Here is a 14,946-nt window from a genome sequence, read left to right as displayed (position 1 = left end):
ACTTAATGGCCGCTCATCAGATCGGCTTTTTGAGTTTTTCCGGATGCAGCATAACATCCACTTGATCATATATACTGGCAGGCTCGAATAATTTTTTCCAGTCCTCTTTAATCATGTGTCGCTTACCGTATTCGATCGCGATTAGACAAGCATCTGAGAATGGGTTTCCTGCTGCTCCAAAAACAATGGCTAGTTGAATATTGATATGGCCTAGCATAAAATCCTTGGCTGCTTCAAGAGGAACACCACGTTTTACAGTTTCATCCAAAGCTTCACCTAGCATAGTCACAACCATGGAGCTAACCGTCTCAGCCATAGTCGGCTCTAAGATCGCCATTTGATCCACTGTAATTCGATGGGAACGAATTACTGGAGAATACATGATTTTAGCAACATCTTCACCCTTAAGATAATCTTCATCTGGCCCTTGCTTTAATGCACAAACAATAGCTTGCTTAGCCAAAACCCCTCCGAAAAAGTCCTTTTTAGCTTCCATCGTTGTTTCATCGTTAAAGACAGGAGGATGACAAGGATGGGATACAAAGTAGGTTATATCCTCACGTTCAGGCAGCTTTCCTAAATAGGCTGCAGCGGGATCAAGTAAAATCATCATAGCGCCACTTTGCATTTCTGGCACTATAGTAGCTGATATCACACCAATTCGAACATCTGGAACCGCCATAATCACAACATCGGATTGACCTACTGCTACTTTCATTTCAGTCGCTGCTAATCCACGGGAGGCCAGATTAAGCTTCCCCTGTTCACCAACCTCCACATAAAACACCTTATATTCCGTGTCTTTTAAATTATCTGTAATCCTACAGCCCATCTTTCCGCCTGCACCAATAAGTGTAATAGTCGTCATTATTGCTTCCTCCATTAGTTAAGTTTTGTACCAATAAGCTCAAATATTATCGCATCACCACGTCTGGCGATGTCTCGAATATAACTTATTGGCATAAAAAATACAACAGATATTTTTATTAAATACCTATTGTATACCACTTTAAAACCAAAAAATAATTACCCTTGCAGCTGATTATATTGCTGAAGAAGCAACTTACATTTTGAATTTCCAAAGGAATGAAAACTAAGGCAATACATGTCGGGTTCACTTAACTGGAAAATAAATAGGTTGTTGAGAAAGTCAATTTTTAGAGAACATGACTCCTACCACTCAGATGATTTAGATGGATTTTCTATTAATCCTATTTCGATCATTTTAGATAGATTTTTTCCAGTTAATCGATTGCAAGTGTAACAATGTATACTCTTTTTTAGTATTAGGCTTAGATTAAGCCTTTGAACGATTTACGATCACAATCCCCGAAACAACCAAACCAAGCGCTAGCAATACGATCAGATGTATTTCTTCGCTTAGCATTAGAGCTGATAGAATCACACCAAAAACTGGAACTAGAAATAGATACATTGAAATTTTTCCAACCTTATTATATTTCATCACATTATTCCAGAGTACAAAGCCTAATGCCGAAAGAAAGGCTAAATATAACAACATCAAGATCGTTTCCCAGGTGAATGTGAATGGCATTATTCCTGCAAAAGCTACTCCTAGAAGCAGCATTGCACCTCCTCCTATCAGCATTTGCCAGCTCGTGATATACAGGACATCCAGCTCTTGAGCTGCATTTTTGGAAAAGACATTACCCAATGCACCGAAAAACATCGCAATCAGCAAACAGATTTCAGCAATTCCAATATTCAGCGACAGCGTTCCTTTAGTCATGTTTACAATAATAACACCAGCAAAACCTAACAAAGTACCGATAACTATTTTTCGATTAATGCGATCATTTTTGTACATAAAGTGCGCTAATAATAGTTGAAAAAAAGAGGTAGTCCCGGCAATAATCGAGCCTTGGATACCAGAACTCCCACTTAAACCATAATAAAAAAAGACATATTGAAGAAAGGTCTGAAATAGTCCGATTTTACCGATTTTCAATAGAGTCCCGCTTTGGTAACCCGCTTTCTTCCTAATCAACATCATAAATCCAAAAATTAGTAAAGCTGCCATCACAAACCTGTACCCCGCAAACAAAAGCTGTTCCGGCCAATTATCTTTGCCAATTCCCAATTTACCATAGCTAAGCTTAATAAAAGGAAACGCACTTCCCCAAAGTAATGTAGCCATGGTTGCAGCGAGCATTATCCCGACTGGATGTTTAAAAAACTTCTCTGCATTCATATTTACGGACACCTCACGCTTCTAGATCTTATGCAAAAATCGACCAATCCGCGATACTGCTTCCGCCAATCGTTCTTCGTTTTGCACCAAGGCAATCCGCACATACCCTTCGCCTTCTAATCCAAAAGCATCTCCAGGAATGACAACAACCCCTGTTGCTAGTAAAATTTCCCGGGAAATTTGTCGAGAGGTCCAGCCTTGTGGTATCGGTGCCCAGATAAACATGGTCGCTTTCGGAAGCGGGATGTCCCAGCCAGCTTGCTTCAGTCCTTCGATGACCAAATCCCGTCTCCGTTCATATTGTTTAGCAACTGTATATTCATGGGTCATATCTTCTTCTAAGGCAGCAATTCCCGCTTCTTGCACAGCTAAGAATACACCATAATCAATATTTGATTTTAAGGTCCGCAGTGCTTTGACTACACTTGCATTTCCAACCATAAATGCCAAACGGCAACCTGCCATATTGAAGCTTTTCGATAACGAATGAAATTCCACTGCGATCTCCTTAGCACCTGCAATTTGAAGAATGCTAAGTGGAGAAAAGCCGTCAAACGTCATTTCTGAGTAAGCTAAGTCATGAACGATGATGATTTCATTCTTAACAGCAAACTCTACCAATTGCTCGAAAAAAGCTCGATCCGCCACCGCAGACAGAGGGTTACTAGGGTAATTTAAGAGCATAAATTTAGCTTGTTGAGCAATCTCTACGGGAATATCTTTTAAATTGGGCAGATACTCATTCTCGGCACGAAGCGGCATGGTATAGGCAGTAACCCCAGCTAGAATCAAGCTAGCCGAATAAATCGGATACCCCGGATCAGGGACCAATGCCAAGTCGCCAGGATCCGTTATCGCCATCGCCAAATGAGCCAGCCCATCCTGCGAGCCCATTAGCGCTAAAATCTCGTTGTCCGGATTCAATTCAACATCAAAACGGTGCTTGTACCATCGCGCAACCGTTTGACGAAAAAGCAGGCTGCCTTCCGATGAGGGGTAACCATAATTCTGCGGATTACTAACGGCATTAATTAATGCTTTCATAACCGTCGGGGAAGGTGGTTGATCTGGACTGCCAATCCCTAAATCTATGATATCCATCCCTTGGCTTCTTACCTGTTCCTTCCACTCGGCAATCTCGGCAAAAATCGCCGATCCAAGCCGCTTCAATCGCTTAGAGCCTGCTATGTTCATTTTCTACCTCGTTAAGTTATTATTTTATATAAAGCTCCATTTTTGATGCCGCATGCATCATATACCCTAAAAAAACCGCAAGTAAGGCATAGGTTATGCCATATTTCCATCTTACTTTAGGTGCAACCTCATAATAAGCATCGTTTGTATGAGGATAATAATCAACCTGACAACGAATAAGTAAATAAGCTTTGTTTTCTTTCGTTATCCGCTCAATTTGTGAGGTGTACACACTTTTAATCAAGCCTTGCTCGAATAAATTAAGCAATCCATGGAGGCCCATTTCCCGCCAATAGATCAGTACCCTCTGTTTGCCATCTTCCAGCTCAGAATACGTTTCAAAAGCCAATTCGCGACGATGCTCCGTTCCCGGAATGAAAAAACCTTGTTCAAGAATTGGGTCCATATCAACTTCAAAAGTCCCCCAAGTGCTTCTAGGCTTTGAATCTTTTTTACGAACATACTTATTATAGAGGTCCCAAGCAAACAATGCCCAGAAAATCAACATAACATAAGCATGAATATATAGAATGATGAATAGCCCGCCTGTTAATCCAAACAGCCACAACCAACGACTTACTGCAACTGAAATGCGCCCGCCATCTAAAGGGTGAATCGGCAATAAATTAATCAGGTTAAGAAAAAAGCCAATCCATGCAATATAAATAAATAATGGTAGCTCCCAATACCAGCCGATAAAGAAAGCACCAAGTGCGCCTACGGTTCCTAGAAGAGGACCGCCAAAAGCAATATAAGCTTCTGTTTCAGCATCACGCGGATTACGTTTTAAATTAATCATAGCACCTAAAAACGGGATAAATATCGGTGCGCTTGTTGGCAAGCCTTTTTGCTTCGAGGCAATGACATGTCCCATTTCGTGAATAAAAATCATCACAATTAGTCCAACTGCAGTTTGGATAGGTGCAATTTGCGCAAATGCCCAAACAGAAACCGCCATCGTTATTATTGTTCCGCCAAAAGTACCTAACTTGAGCAGTGGCAATAAGAGTTTTATTTTAGTTAAAAGAAATATACCGGCTGCACCCATAAACCACCATGGTTTATTCTTCTTTTGTGGTTCTCGTTTATCCGTCATTCGTTATTTCCCCCAAACCTCGACATATTCAGCTTCTTTAAAGCCTACCGTGACATTATGCTCGTCAAAAGCGATAGGGCGTTTAATTAACCTTCCATTAGATGCAAGCAAGGCAAGCTTTTCCTCATCCGACATCGAAGCCAGCTTGTCTTTCAATTGCATATCTCTATATACTTCACCAGATACGTTAAAAAATTTCTGAATTGGCAGTCCGCTAGTCTCAATCCAAGCTTTTAATTGCTTCACAGAAGGTGGAGTTTCAAACAATTCAATCATTTTCAGCTCATAACCTTTAGCACGAAGCGATTTTATAGCATCACGACAGGTATTACATTTGGAATAACCATATAATTGCAGACTCATAGCTGAATTCAATCCTTTATAGTAAAGTTAGTTTTTCAATAAAATGACTCATATCTGTTGGCAGCTTTGCCGTAAATTCCATCCATTGCTTGGTAGCTGGATGAGTAAATCCAAGCTTCTCCGCATGTAGAGCATGCCTTTCTATAAGCGGTACCGAATTATCTGCAAGCAGCTCTTCCCCAGCCTCATTCGTAAAATATAACTTATCCCCCATTAAGGGATGTCCAATCGACCTCATATGCACACGAATTTGATGAGTTCGCCCCGTATCGAGCCACAATCTGACGAGTGAAACATCCTTATATCGCTCTACCACTTCATAATGGGTAACGGATGGATAACCTGTTTCCAGAACAATACGTAAATGCGGACTTTCCGGATTGCGATCAATCGGAGCATCAATTGTACCTCGATCAGCTGCTACATGGCCATATACTATCGCCACATATTCTTTCTTAGTCGTTTGAGCAATCATTTGCTCCGATACCCACTGATGAACATAAGGATTTTTAGCGATAGCTAACACACCGGAGGTTTCTTGATCTAAGCGATGAATCGGACGAAAGCGAATATTCTGTCCGCTCTGTTGCCAGTAATAAACGACTCCGTTAGCAAGCGTGTTTATGTAATGCCCATGCGTCGGGTGGACAATTATCCCTGTTGGCTTATTTAAGATAAGCAAATGCTCATCCTCATGTATAATGTCTAGCGGAATATTCTGCGGGATAATATCTGTCGATGTTTCCTCTTCCATTCGCACTTCTACTCGGTCTCCCACAGCCACGCGCACACTAATGTAGACACGTTCCCCATTCAGCATGATTCCTTGCTCTGTCTGCTTCAACCGAGACAGCAAGCTCCGTGAAATAAACATTCTTTTCTGCAAAATAGTTTTTAGGATCCAACCATCTTCTTCTACCGGTATCTCGTAAACCAAGGGCTTATAATAGTTCATTTTGTTTTCGTCCGAAACACCAAGGCACTGCGTTCATATTCGACATCCTTTATATCTTCACGGAGGTTACCTACTCGAGCAATAGTGAAGAACAAATCAGACAATCTATTTAGATATCTGCGCACCTCTGGGTTAATTTCCTGCAATCGGGCCAATGCAACTACATTGCGTTCGGCACGTCGGCAAACTGTCCGGCAGATATGCAAGCTTGATGAAATCATACTGCCTCCTGGCAGAATAAACCGCTGCAAGTCTTCTGTTTCTGCATCATATTTATCAATCAAAGCTTCCAAATGATCAATCATTGCTGCAAAAACTTTAACAGGATGAAGCTCCAGCTTAGCTAGTGCAAGATCATGGCCGCAGTCAAAAAGCTCATGCTGAATATGTAATAGATCAATGCTTAAATCTGCATATTTAACATCAATCAACAAGCTGCGAGCCTGCCCTACAAAGCAATTAAGCTCATCCACAGTTCCGTAAGCTTCCACTCGAATATCGTCCTTCTCCACACGTCCCCCAATAATACCCGTTTGTCCCTCATCACCTGTGCGCGTATATATATTCATTCCTTCAGCTCCTTTTCCAAAATATAAGTATAAGCTTCACCATTATACAGCTCTTATATTTCCGGACAAACGCCATCTTAAAAGACATCTTAACGGTTTATCCTTGATATTCGTATCATCTCATAAAATTCCGCCATATCCAAATTTTTTAGTGCGTAATATGACAAGGACCAAACGCATCTTAATTTAAAATGCAGAAAAACCAGTACCTTTATGGCACTGGGATTTCTTACAAGTATTTTACCGTTATACAATGCTAGTCAGTGCTAGTTAGAATCCACACGTCATTAGGTTGAAGCTTCATGTCACCTTGCTTAATCTCACCTGATACTAGCGCAATTACAACCCATGAAACAAAATGGGGGATATAAGTAATGGTTTGTATCGTTCTTTTAAAAAAGGTTAAACGCACCTCATTTAAGAGAAGAGCAAGAACAATCGCACCAATAAAACCAAAGATAAGATTCAAAAAACCCATGCTCAATGTATTGCGCAGAACCAAGTAAAATTGCTCATCTGCAAACAACGTACGAAAATTGTCGAAGCCAACAAATTTACTGCCGAAGATGCCTTTATTTACTTTATAGTTCTGGAAAGCCATAATCCAGCCCCATAATGGAAAGTAGTTGAATACAAAAATCAGCATTAACAAGGGAATCGACATCACCAGGAGCTGCCATTGCTTGGAAAGCTTGCTAAACCATACTTGGGTTTTTCTCCATCTGCTTAATTGTGCTCTCTGTACCATAATAGGATTAACCAATTTCGCTTCCACTTCCTTTCTACTTTATTATCATAGAACGCCTAGTAACGAACAACCTGAAATTCAAGCTATTTTACCCCACAGATTACAGATTAACCAAAATTTACTCCCTAAATCATTCAATCATCAATTCCATAAGATTAATGCCCCTAACAATAAGAGCAGCTCCAAAAGCTCATTAAGTGCACCGTAAGCACGTCCTGTTAAGCCGCCTAATTTTCGCACTAAACCGTTTCCTATCAACCAGCCCATCAGTCCGCTTATTACAGGGAAGCCAATCGAATAACAGAACAACTCCACTCCGCCAAAGCCAAAAATCCACAAGGCTCCCAAAGACAGCAAATAGGCGATTGAAGTTGACCCCACTAGATGCTGTGAACGAACATTGCGATATAAGCTGCCTAACCCATCAGTTGTCCATACCTTAACATAGGGCCACCGAGCAACAGCGATCCCCATAAACCAGCGACTCCAAATAGGCGTACAGAAGAAAAAGACCGCAGCAAACCGCCAGGACCCATCCACCAATTCCATTATAAAAGATAGCTTAAGCAGCATATATAATACACAAACGATAACACCCATCGCTCCGACGCGCCCATCCTTCATAATCTCTAACATCTGCTCACGCGATCGATGACCAATCACTCCATCTGCTGTATTCATTAAGCCACCTAAATGCACTCCACCCGTAATCGCAATCCATAAACTTAGGAGGATGATTGAGGTTGGAAAGCTAGGCAGCCATTCTCGCAGGCTTGCTCCGGCTAGAGTATTGATTAAACCAACCACTGCCCCAACAAAAGGGTAGAATATAACGCTTCTCCGGAACAGCTTCTCGGTATACGCCATTTTTACCGGGAGTGGAAAACGTGTGAGAAATTGAAAAGCTGCCAAACAAGCTAACACCCAGCTTATAATCAACGCACGAAAAGCGTGCATGCCAAACCTCCCTAAATTAGATATCTCATTACCAGTATGTCCCAATTTACAGCAAAGCAAATACCGGTGGCGCAAAAAGAAACCACAAAGAAAACCCCCTACTTGTAAAATGTAGAAGGTTTAAGATTTTTCCCAAGAAAAAAGAACCGAGTTAACGGTTCCGATATGTTTTATACATATATTCATTTATTTTATGATCCAATAGATGGCTCAATTCTAGAACTGAATCAGAGGTTAACGATTGCTCTTGGTTAAACATTTGTTCCATTCGCCTACGTAAGAAATAAATTTCATCTTCTAGAAATTGTTCGGGGGAGGCTGTTTTTGAGCTGCGGTAATACCACTGTGGACTTAGGTCTTGGTCCCAACTCTTATGCTGTTCACGACAAGATCCGACTTTCATCTTAGTTGCTAAACCCACCTATACCCCCCTTTAATCCTGTCATTTGACAAAATTCACCTTAACTTAACACTAATGTAACATTTATTTATACAAAAGAAAATAGTAAATTATACCTTGTTTTGCTTTCTTACAAAATTCCCAATTCGTTCCATCGCTTCATTTAACTGTTGTACGGAAGTTGCATAGGAGCAACGAATAAATCCTTCGCCGCCTAGGCCAAAAACATAGCCTGGAACAGCCGCTACTTTTGCTTCGGTTAATAATTTTGTGGCAAAATCCTCCGAGCTTAAACCCGTTGAAACGATCGAGGGAAATGCATAAAATGCCCCCTGCGGTTCATGACAATCCAGCCCAATTTCTCTAAATCCTTTCACTACCAAACGGCGCCGTTGATTGTAGGACTCGACCATACGGTCTTTTTCACCCAATCCATTCTTCAAAGCTTCGAGTGCCGCAACCTGCCCCATGACAGGTGCACACATCACCGTATATTGATGAATTTTTAACATTGCAGAGATCAAATCTGTGTGGCCACAAGCATAGCCCATCCGCCAGCCGGTCATCGCAAAAGCTTTCGAAAAGCCGCTAACTAAGATAGTCCGATCCTTCATTCCGGGAATTGCAGCGAAGCTAACATGCTTTTGACCGTAGCTAAGCTCGGCATAAATTTCATCTGAGATCACAATTAAGTCATTATCTTCGACAATTTTCGCTATTGGCAGCCAATCCTCATAAGTCATAACGCCACCTGTCGGGTTACTTGGGTAGCATAATATGAGTATTTTGGAGCGCGGTGTAATCTTGGCACGCAAAGCTTCAGCCGTTAATTTGAAATTATTATGGGCAAAGGTTTCAATCCCAACGGGTACACCGCCACTTAAAGCAGTAATGGGAGAATAAGAAATATAGCAAGGCTCAGGGATTAGAACCTCATCCCCCTGCACGATTAAAGCTCGCAAAGCTAAATCAATGGCTTCACTTCCTCCAACTGTAACAAGAACCTCATTCTTCGGCTCATACGTTGTCTTAAAGCTAGTATGCAAATATTCAGCAATCGCTTCACGTAATTCTATATCGCCTGCATTTGAGGTATATTTGGTTCTACCACGCTCTAATGAGTAAACGGTAGCTTCACGCACATGCCAAGGAGTTCCAAAATCAGGCTCGCCTACTCCTAAAGATATGATGTCCTTACTGCCACTTACTAGATCAAAAAATTTACGAATTCCAGAAGGTGGGATAGTCCGAACACTTGGTGAAAGATAGTCCTGCATCGATTTACTTGTTTTTATCATCGCAACTCGTCCTTTTTATGGCGAGATCAGCAGTCGTTGATCATCTTCATGATCTTCGAAAATAACCCCGTCCTGTTTGTATTTTTTAAGAATAAAATGTGTTTTAGTAGAAAGCACTCGATCTATGGAGGATAATTTGCTCGAAACGAATGAAGCTACCTCTTTTAAAGTAGTCCCTTCAATTTCAACAAGTAGATCATAAGCCCCTGACATTAGATAAACTGATTTTACTTCAGGATATAAATAAATCCGTTCCGCTATAGCGTCAAAGCCACGTCCACGTTCCGGTGTAATTTGCACTTCAATTAACGCTGTTACTTTATCATCATCGACCTTGCCCCAGTTCACGACAGTCGCATATTTCACAATGACTTTATCTGCTTCTAATTCTGCTATAGCCGTTTCTACGGCCGCTCGGTCTTCGCCGAGCATAGTCGCCAGCAATTCCGCACTGTGCCTCGCATCTTCTTTAAGCAAATTAAGAATATTCAATTTCAGCTTATCCATTCAATAGCCTCCTACATAATGATTAGTTCCAATATACAACGAATTGTGGCTATCTGCAAAGAAAAAAACCGTTCACCTAGAGGTGAACGGTTACGTACTGCTGGCAAATTATTTCAATAGCTTGTCAATCTCTTCCTTAAGCAAAAGATAACGGAACACACTGCGTGCTACCTTAATCTTCGTTAATCCTTTTTTATCGACAAATAACTTCATTTGGTCTTTGGAAAGACCTAACATTTGCCCTGCTTCAGCAACCGTTAAAATTTCTTCATTACTTGTTGCATTAAACGTTTTTTTAAAAGCTTGATCTGAATCCTCAAACAAGTTCATCCGCCTCATCCTTCACTCAAAATTCCATTCCTTCAAATGCTGCTGACAAAAACCTAAACGCAAAGCATCCGTTTCACAACCAGCTGCATTACATTTTTTTACATTAAATATTTTTAATTTTGGTTTATTTCCCGCATTTCGTTGTTTTTGATAATGATTTGCACAAAACCCTTTGGATTTGGCAGCCTTCTCACAGCCATCTATGCTACAAAGTACCATTCCATCACCTTCCGAATACAAAACTGCAATACACATGTATATCTATTTTAACACGTTCGTCCCAATAAAAGGAGAGCTATTCAATTTTTCTTTTTATAATCGCTAAAAATGTGTCATATTTTAGTTTTTGCTGTATAAAGCAAATTTAATCAAATACGCAGTAAAGCCTGTCGTTCTGCTTGCGGTTTACATGTATTACATACACCGATTACTTTTCCTTGACGATCTGCGTAGAATGAAAGCTGGTCTACTTTTCTCTTGCAATAGGTGCAGGCTTGTTTGGAGCTCTGGCCAAGACGCTTTCGATTAATAGGAGTTACTTTAAAGTTACTCCTTTTCGCACGACTCACAAAGGAATAAATCAAGAAGGCTATAACTCCCAACCCAATTACTATACTTATTGTGCTTGTCATACTAGCATGGCTCCTTTCGTTATTTTAATGCCAACCCCAGAAGAATCCGTCGCGTTCCCAAGCCGCTCTACCGCCATGCAGCTTTTTAAAAGCTTTTTTAACTTCCTTATCAATCGATTTATTTCCATTCTCATTAATGTAAATGAATGCTTCGCCATATTGACGGACAATATAATCAATAGCTGCCCCCTGATGTAAGACGCCTGCAGATTTAACTTCATTTAACATCCATTCGGCAATTTCATTTGCAGTATTCTCCATTAGTTAAACTCCCAATCTTCTCGTTAGTATGAATACTTCTATTATATCACGATAATCCAAAACTGAAAAAGACGACTACCCATTAGGTAACCGTCATTTCGTTTGAAACTGGTCATAAACATTCACAAAGTTTATTTAGCTTTTAAGAAATCTCGCAGTACGGAAACAATAAGTCCGTGATCTTCTTCACCAGGCAACCCTGAAACCGAAATTGTCCCGATAGGCCCAACGTTCTTAATGAAAATCGGAAAGGCCCCGCCTTCAGCCGCGTAGTCCATAGGATCGAGATAGGAGTCTTCTTGAATATTCGTTTGCTTTGATTCAAGCAGCACATGCATATAATACGAGCTATGGCCAAAATGATTCGCAACATTGTTCTTGCGTTGAATCCAATGATCGTTATTAATTGTAGTTCCATCCAGCTTCCCATGAAATAAAGGCTGTCCATTTTTTTTGATATCCACTACGATAAATTTATTCTCCTGCATCGCTCGCTCTAGAATTGCGCTGCCAACTAAAACGGCTGTCTTATTAGTAAACTCCTCAAACTGCAATTCGCTTTCTTGTTGAAGCAACTGTTCCAACAACCCTGTAAAATCTTCCATTATGTACACATCCTTTTCAGAAAATAAGCTATCTAATAATCATACAAGCCACTCAACCTAAAAACAAGCTGATCACTTGGACTTATGCCATGTCCGATATGCATCTATATTTTCGTCCGAATGATGCCCTTTGCTGTTTTTTTCATATCAACCAGAACTCAGAGCCTTCCCGTAAATAATGCCCGCCATCCAAGCTGACTGAATCCTCTGAAAATCCTTCAAGAAAACCTACAGCTTCCAATTTCCCATTCGTCCATACCTCTATTTTCCTGCGAAAAACAATACTCCGTTGAAAGTCGCTATCTAATTTACATGCTTTTCTGATCATTTTATTTAATTCTCCTATGTTTTAATTTTCTTATTCATTGCATCCAACAAATTAATGATCTCAGCAATCCCGATCAACAATACCCCTGTCACAACAGAAACAGCCAACCAATATAAAGCAACAGTAACATTAAATTCACCTGATACCAAATTTCCAATATAATTACCTTGAACTGTACCTATAATAATGCCTGCAATTATGACTATGTATCCAATAAACTTAATTGTGGTTCCCACATAATTACCTTTGAAGCTATCTTCAACTATTACCTCTGTATGTCCATACTGTTTTAATTTCTCTGCATTTGAATTTGCTGACTGCCGATCAAAAAACCTAATTTCTTTATCTATGCCTTCATCCTTATCCTTAAACTTAAGCGTAAATGCCATCTTCATTCCCCTCTACTAAACTTTTAATCTCATCCATGTTTTCCATATTGTATCACAGCTGAAATCTCACGGAAAGATTATCCAAGTTTAGTCGCTTAAAGGCATCTTACAAAAAAGACCTCCTTAGCTAAGTGATTGACTTCACCTAACTAAAAAGATCATTTATCCTAGTAATTTTAATTCATAAGCTATTATTTCACACTAAACTCAAAGCTTCTTCATGAATTTCTTTAACTGCTCTATCTGTATTACTCAATTGATCATACATAAATTGCATCTGAACAATACTAAGCTTCCTATATTTACTCACTGGCAGCTGATACTTGGACCACAAAATATTACTTAAATTGTTAAGGGTACTGAATCTTAATTTCTTTGCTTCATCTGCGTTAGCCACGGTGTAACCTCCTGTAGGATTAAAAATAATCGACCTGATAAAATTAAGTCTTGTAACCCTATGATAATATATTATGGCAGAAGTAAGCAACTTTACCAGCGACTAATCGACTTCAACTGCGATTATTTTCCAATTTATCATACTATGGAACTCAACACTAAGATGGCCTGGATGAAAAATATCTATGCTGTGGAAACGAAAGAGCTCTTAAACGCTTTTGAACCACAATACTTGGGATAATCTGTTTTGCTGATTCCTGATCTTTAGGGAGTGGTTTATTTCCTTTTAGGTTTTAATGATATTTCTTTACTAAAAGCAGGATGATTATTATCTCTTTCCGATGTTATAATTTTCATTCCTTCTGGGATCGGCCAATCCACCCCTATTGTTTTATCATTCCAAAGAATACCGCCTTCATCCTCGGGCTGGTAATAGTCAGTTAACTTATAAGCAAATTCAGCCGTTTCAGAAAGGACTAAGAAACCATGTGCAAACCCTTCCGGAACATATAACATGTTATTCTTTTCAGCTGATAAAACAACACCAAACCATTTACCATATGTTTTAGATCCATCACGAATATCAACTGCCACATCAAAAACTTCTCCACTTGTAACACTTACTAGTTTTCCTTGCTGATACATTTTTTGAAAATGTAATCCTCTAAGAACACCTTTTTTAGACATCGATCGATTTTCTTGAACAAATTCCATAACAAGACCAGCTTCTTTAAAATCTTTAGAATTGTATGACTCTAAATTAAATCCTCTTTCATCTGAAAATATTTTAGGTTCTATTGTATAAAGTCCTTCTATGTCCAAACATTTATCAAACTTGAATTGTCCCATTTTCCACCTCAATCTATTGAATTTTTGATAGTCAAAAAACGACTTGAAAGCCTTTTTAAATATATCTAACAACCCAACTTATTAAAATAGAAGCAGGTATTAAAAACGCCTGAGCCAATAACGTTCCAATTAATCGTGAAACCATAAGCAAACCAAATATTCTTCCTAATCTCTTCTTCTCGTCACTATCAATCATTGCCTTTTCAGTTAATAAGGCCATCTGAGGGTCTATCAATATAGTCATAATTATTGTAGCAAGTCCATTTATAATTCCAGAGGATTGTGATGCAGTCACACCAAATTCCGGATTCATGTATGAGGCATTTAAAGCTGCTAATACGCCTACAGTATATATTCCCGACACAATGCAATTTAAAGCTAATAAACGTTTGGGGACCCCCATTAATCTTAACGATTTCAACATTCCAAGATTAGGACTTCTTAAATGATGACCTGCATGTTTTACTTTCCTAATCGTAACCGAAGTAATCAATTTTGGGATTGAGCCAGCTATTTCAAAATGATTTATAATTCTTACAGCCAAATATACTGCTGAAGGAAACAGTAAAATTGCTAATACTGTCCCGATAGATGCTGATCCAATAATTATTCTTAAATTTCGTTCAAGGTTATATTCATTATTTATTTTTGCATAATCAATCATCTTCCCTGTTAATGGTGCTTGTAATAGATTGGAAGTTCTAGAGATAAGTACAATGATTCCAGTTAAGGATAATGCAACAGCTAATTTCCCAACTCTCACACCAGCCAATCTAAATGCATAAGATAAAGTTTCTACCATATGAATAATCATAGTTAGTATAGAAATGAATATAAGCTTTTCTACCAAACAATAA

22 protein-coding genes are annotated in these 14,946 nt (G+C 39.4%); all 22 read right to left on the bottom strand.

Features of this window, described 5'->3' with window-relative positions; translation table 11 throughout:
- Positions 1–16 precede the first annotated feature (16 nt).
- The 22 genes from EHS13_RS08955 to EHS13_RS08850 all read right to left on the bottom strand — a co-directional run bounded on the left by EHS13_RS08955 (position 17) and on the right by EHS13_RS08850 (position 14,939).
- Positions 17–868, bottom strand: a complete 852-nt coding sequence (locus tag EHS13_RS08955; protein WP_155700006.1) for a phosphogluconate dehydrogenase C-terminal domain-containing protein — start codon at positions 866–868, stop codon at positions 17–19.
- A gap of 429 nt (positions 869–1,297) precedes the next feature.
- Positions 1,298–2,212: a DMT family transporter gene (locus tag EHS13_RS08950; protein ID WP_155700005.1), complete on the bottom strand. Its 915-nt coding sequence runs from the start codon at positions 2,210–2,212 to the stop codon at positions 1,298–1,300.
- Positions 2,213–2,233: 21 nt separating this feature from the next.
- Complete coding sequence (locus tag EHS13_RS08945; protein WP_155700004.1) at positions 2,234–3,406, bottom strand: aminotransferase class I/II-fold pyridoxal phosphate-dependent enzyme; 1,173 nt, start codon at positions 3,404–3,406, stop codon at positions 2,234–2,236.
- A 19-nt stretch (positions 3,407–3,425) separates the two neighbouring features.
- Positions 3,426–4,502: a site-2 protease family protein gene (locus tag EHS13_RS08940; RefSeq protein ID WP_155700003.1), complete on the bottom strand. Its 1,077-nt coding sequence runs from the start codon at positions 4,500–4,502 to the stop codon at positions 3,426–3,428.
- A gap of 3 nt (positions 4,503–4,505) precedes the next feature.
- A complete protein-coding gene (locus EHS13_RS08935; protein ID WP_155700002.1) occupies positions 4,506–4,865 on the bottom strand; it encodes an arsenate reductase family protein in 360 nt (119 codons plus the stop codon).
- A 16-nt stretch (positions 4,866–4,881) separates the two neighbouring features.
- Positions 4,882–5,820: an RluA family pseudouridine synthase gene (locus EHS13_RS08930; protein ID WP_155700001.1), complete on the bottom strand. Its 939-nt coding sequence runs from the start codon at positions 5,818–5,820 to the stop codon at positions 4,882–4,884.
- Entirely contained in the window at positions 5,817–6,389 is a 573-nt protein-coding gene (locus EHS13_RS08925; RefSeq protein ID WP_155700000.1) for a cob(I)yrinic acid a,c-diamide adenosyltransferase, read from the bottom strand. The genes EHS13_RS08930 and EHS13_RS08925 overlap by 4 nt, the downstream gene beginning before the upstream one ends.
- 256 nt (positions 6,390–6,645) lie before the next feature.
- On the bottom strand, positions 6,646–7,137 hold the full coding sequence (locus EHS13_RS08920) for a hypothetical protein (protein WP_155699999.1): 492 nt from the start codon (positions 7,135–7,137) through the stop codon (positions 6,646–6,648).
- A 141-nt stretch (positions 7,138–7,278) separates the two neighbouring features.
- The gene (cobS, locus tag EHS13_RS08915; protein ID WP_155699998.1) at positions 7,279–8,094 is read right to left on the bottom strand and encodes an adenosylcobinamide-GDP ribazoletransferase; all 816 of its coding nucleotides are present in this window, start codon (positions 8,092–8,094) and stop codon (positions 7,279–7,281) included.
- A gap of 151 nt (positions 8,095–8,245) precedes the next feature.
- Entirely contained in the window at positions 8,246–8,515 is a 270-nt protein-coding gene (locus tag EHS13_RS08910) for an aspartyl-phosphate phosphatase Spo0E family protein (RefSeq protein ID WP_227013851.1), read from the bottom strand.
- Between the two features lie 89 nt (positions 8,516–8,604).
- On the bottom strand, positions 8,605–9,792 hold the full coding sequence (locus EHS13_RS08905) for an aminotransferase class I/II-fold pyridoxal phosphate-dependent enzyme (RefSeq protein WP_155699997.1): 1,188 nt from the start codon (positions 9,790–9,792) through the stop codon (positions 8,605–8,607).
- A gap of 15 nt (positions 9,793–9,807) precedes the next feature.
- The gene (locus tag EHS13_RS08900) at positions 9,808–10,299 is read right to left on the bottom strand and encodes an Lrp/AsnC family transcriptional regulator (RefSeq protein ID WP_155699996.1); all 492 of its coding nucleotides are present in this window, start codon (positions 10,297–10,299) and stop codon (positions 9,808–9,810) included.
- A gap of 108 nt (positions 10,300–10,407) precedes the next feature.
- Positions 10,408–10,629, bottom strand: coding sequence for a MerR family transcriptional regulator (locus EHS13_RS08895; RefSeq protein WP_155699995.1), 222 nt, complete (start codon positions 10,627–10,629; stop codon positions 10,408–10,410).
- A 12-nt stretch (positions 10,630–10,641) separates the two neighbouring features.
- Positions 10,642–10,884 (bottom strand): hypothetical protein, encoded by a 243-nt coding sequence (locus tag EHS13_RS08890; protein WP_155699994.1) that lies wholly within the window; start codon positions 10,882–10,884, stop codon positions 10,642–10,644.
- Between the two features lie 113 nt (positions 10,885–10,997).
- Entirely contained in the window at positions 10,998–11,261 is a 264-nt protein-coding gene (locus EHS13_RS08885) for a hypothetical protein (RefSeq protein WP_155699993.1), read from the bottom strand.
- A gap of 24 nt (positions 11,262–11,285) precedes the next feature.
- The gene (locus tag EHS13_RS08880) at positions 11,286–11,522 is read right to left on the bottom strand and encodes a DUF6953 family protein (protein ID WP_155699992.1); all 237 of its coding nucleotides are present in this window, start codon (positions 11,520–11,522) and stop codon (positions 11,286–11,288) included.
- 131 nt (positions 11,523–11,653) lie between these two features.
- Positions 11,654–12,127: a heme-degrading domain-containing protein gene (locus EHS13_RS08875; protein ID WP_155699991.1), complete on the bottom strand. Its 474-nt coding sequence runs from the start codon at positions 12,125–12,127 to the stop codon at positions 11,654–11,656.
- 142 nt (positions 12,128–12,269) lie between these two features.
- Positions 12,270–12,455: a hypothetical protein gene (locus EHS13_RS08870; protein WP_155699990.1), complete on the bottom strand. Its 186-nt coding sequence runs from the start codon at positions 12,453–12,455 to the stop codon at positions 12,270–12,272.
- Between the two features lie 14 nt (positions 12,456–12,469).
- The gene (locus tag EHS13_RS08865; RefSeq protein WP_227013850.1) at positions 12,470–12,850 is read right to left on the bottom strand and encodes a hypothetical protein; all 381 of its coding nucleotides are present in this window, start codon (positions 12,848–12,850) and stop codon (positions 12,470–12,472) included.
- Between the two features lie 190 nt (positions 12,851–13,040).
- Entirely contained in the window at positions 13,041–13,241 is a 201-nt protein-coding gene (locus tag EHS13_RS08860) for a hypothetical protein (protein ID WP_155699988.1), read from the bottom strand.
- Positions 13,242–13,516: 275 nt separating this feature from the next.
- On the bottom strand, positions 13,517–14,089 hold the full coding sequence (rfbC, locus tag EHS13_RS08855) for a dTDP-4-dehydrorhamnose 3,5-epimerase (RefSeq protein ID WP_155699987.1): 573 nt from the start codon (positions 14,087–14,089) through the stop codon (positions 13,517–13,519).
- A 55-nt stretch (positions 14,090–14,144) separates the two neighbouring features.
- Complete coding sequence (locus tag EHS13_RS08850; RefSeq protein ID WP_155699986.1) at positions 14,145–14,939, bottom strand: lipid II flippase Amj family protein; 795 nt, start codon at positions 14,937–14,939, stop codon at positions 14,145–14,147.
- Between the last annotated feature and the right edge of the window lie 7 nt (positions 14,940–14,946).

It is taken from the genome of Paenibacillus psychroresistens, assembly GCF_009728935.1.
Lineage (GTDB): Bacteria > Bacillota > Bacilli > Paenibacillales > NBRC-103111 > Paenibacillus_AC > Paenibacillus_AC psychroresistens.
Note: the sequence above shows the minus strand (reverse complement) of the source record. Positions and strands in the feature narration are given on the sequence as shown.

Excerpts from the sequence above, each read along its gene's own strand:
- EHS13_RS08955 (WP_155700006.1), bottom strand. The coding sequence starts at position 868 with ATGACGACTATTACACTTATTGGTGCAGGCGGAAAGATGGGCTGTAGG.
- EHS13_RS08950 (WP_155700005.1), bottom strand. The coding sequence starts at position 2,212 with ATGAATGCAGAGAAGTTTTTTAAACATCCAGTCGGGATAATGCTCGCT.
- EHS13_RS08945 (WP_155700004.1), bottom strand. The coding sequence starts at position 3,406 with ATGAACATAGCAGGCTCTAAGCGATTGAAGCGGCTTGGATCGGCGATT.
- EHS13_RS08940 (WP_155700003.1), bottom strand. The coding sequence starts at position 4,502 with ATGACGGATAAACGAGAACCACAAAAGAAGAATAAACCATGGTGGTTT.
- EHS13_RS08935 (WP_155700002.1), bottom strand. The coding sequence starts at position 4,865 with ATGAGTCTGCAATTATATGGTTATTCCAAATGTAATACCTGTCGTGAT.
- EHS13_RS08930 (WP_155700001.1), bottom strand. The coding sequence starts at position 5,820 with ATGAACTATTATAAGCCCTTGGTTTACGAGATACCGGTAGAAGAAGAT.
- EHS13_RS08925 (WP_155700000.1), bottom strand. The coding sequence starts at position 6,389 with ATGAATATATATACGCGCACAGGTGATGAGGGACAAACGGGTATTATT.
- EHS13_RS08920 (WP_155699999.1), bottom strand. The coding sequence starts at position 7,137 with ATGGTACAGAGAGCACAATTAAGCAGATGGAGAAAAACCCAAGTATGG.
- cobS (WP_155699998.1), bottom strand. The coding sequence starts at position 8,094 with ATGCACGCTTTTCGTGCGTTGATTATAAGCTGGGTGTTAGCTTGTTTG.
- EHS13_RS08905 (WP_155699997.1), bottom strand. The coding sequence starts at position 9,792 with ATGATAAAAACAAGTAAATCGATGCAGGACTATCTTTCACCAAGTGTT.
- EHS13_RS08900 (WP_155699996.1), bottom strand. The coding sequence starts at position 10,299 with ATGGATAAGCTGAAATTGAATATTCTTAATTTGCTTAAAGAAGATGCG.
- EHS13_RS08895 (WP_155699995.1), bottom strand. The coding sequence starts at position 10,629 with ATGAACTTGTTTGAGGATTCAGATCAAGCTTTTAAAAAAACGTTTAAT.
- EHS13_RS08890 (WP_155699994.1), bottom strand. The coding sequence starts at position 10,884 with ATGTGTATTGCAGTTTTGTATTCGGAAGGTGATGGAATGGTACTTTGT.
- EHS13_RS08885 (WP_155699993.1), bottom strand. The coding sequence starts at position 11,261 with ATGACAAGCACAATAAGTATAGTAATTGGGTTGGGAGTTATAGCCTTC.
- EHS13_RS08880 (WP_155699992.1), bottom strand. The coding sequence starts at position 11,522 with ATGGAGAATACTGCAAATGAAATTGCCGAATGGATGTTAAATGAAGTT.
- EHS13_RS08875 (WP_155699991.1), bottom strand. The coding sequence starts at position 12,127 with ATGGAAGATTTTACAGGGTTGTTGGAACAGTTGCTTCAACAAGAAAGC.
- EHS13_RS08870 (WP_155699990.1), bottom strand. The coding sequence starts at position 12,455 with ATGATCAGAAAAGCATGTAAATTAGATAGCGACTTTCAACGGAGTATT.
- EHS13_RS08865 (WP_227013850.1), bottom strand. The coding sequence starts at position 12,850 with ATGAAGATGGCATTTACGCTTAAGTTTAAGGATAAGGATGAAGGCATA.
- rfbC (WP_155699987.1), bottom strand. The coding sequence starts at position 14,089 with ATGGGACAATTCAAGTTTGATAAATGTTTGGACATAGAAGGACTTTAT.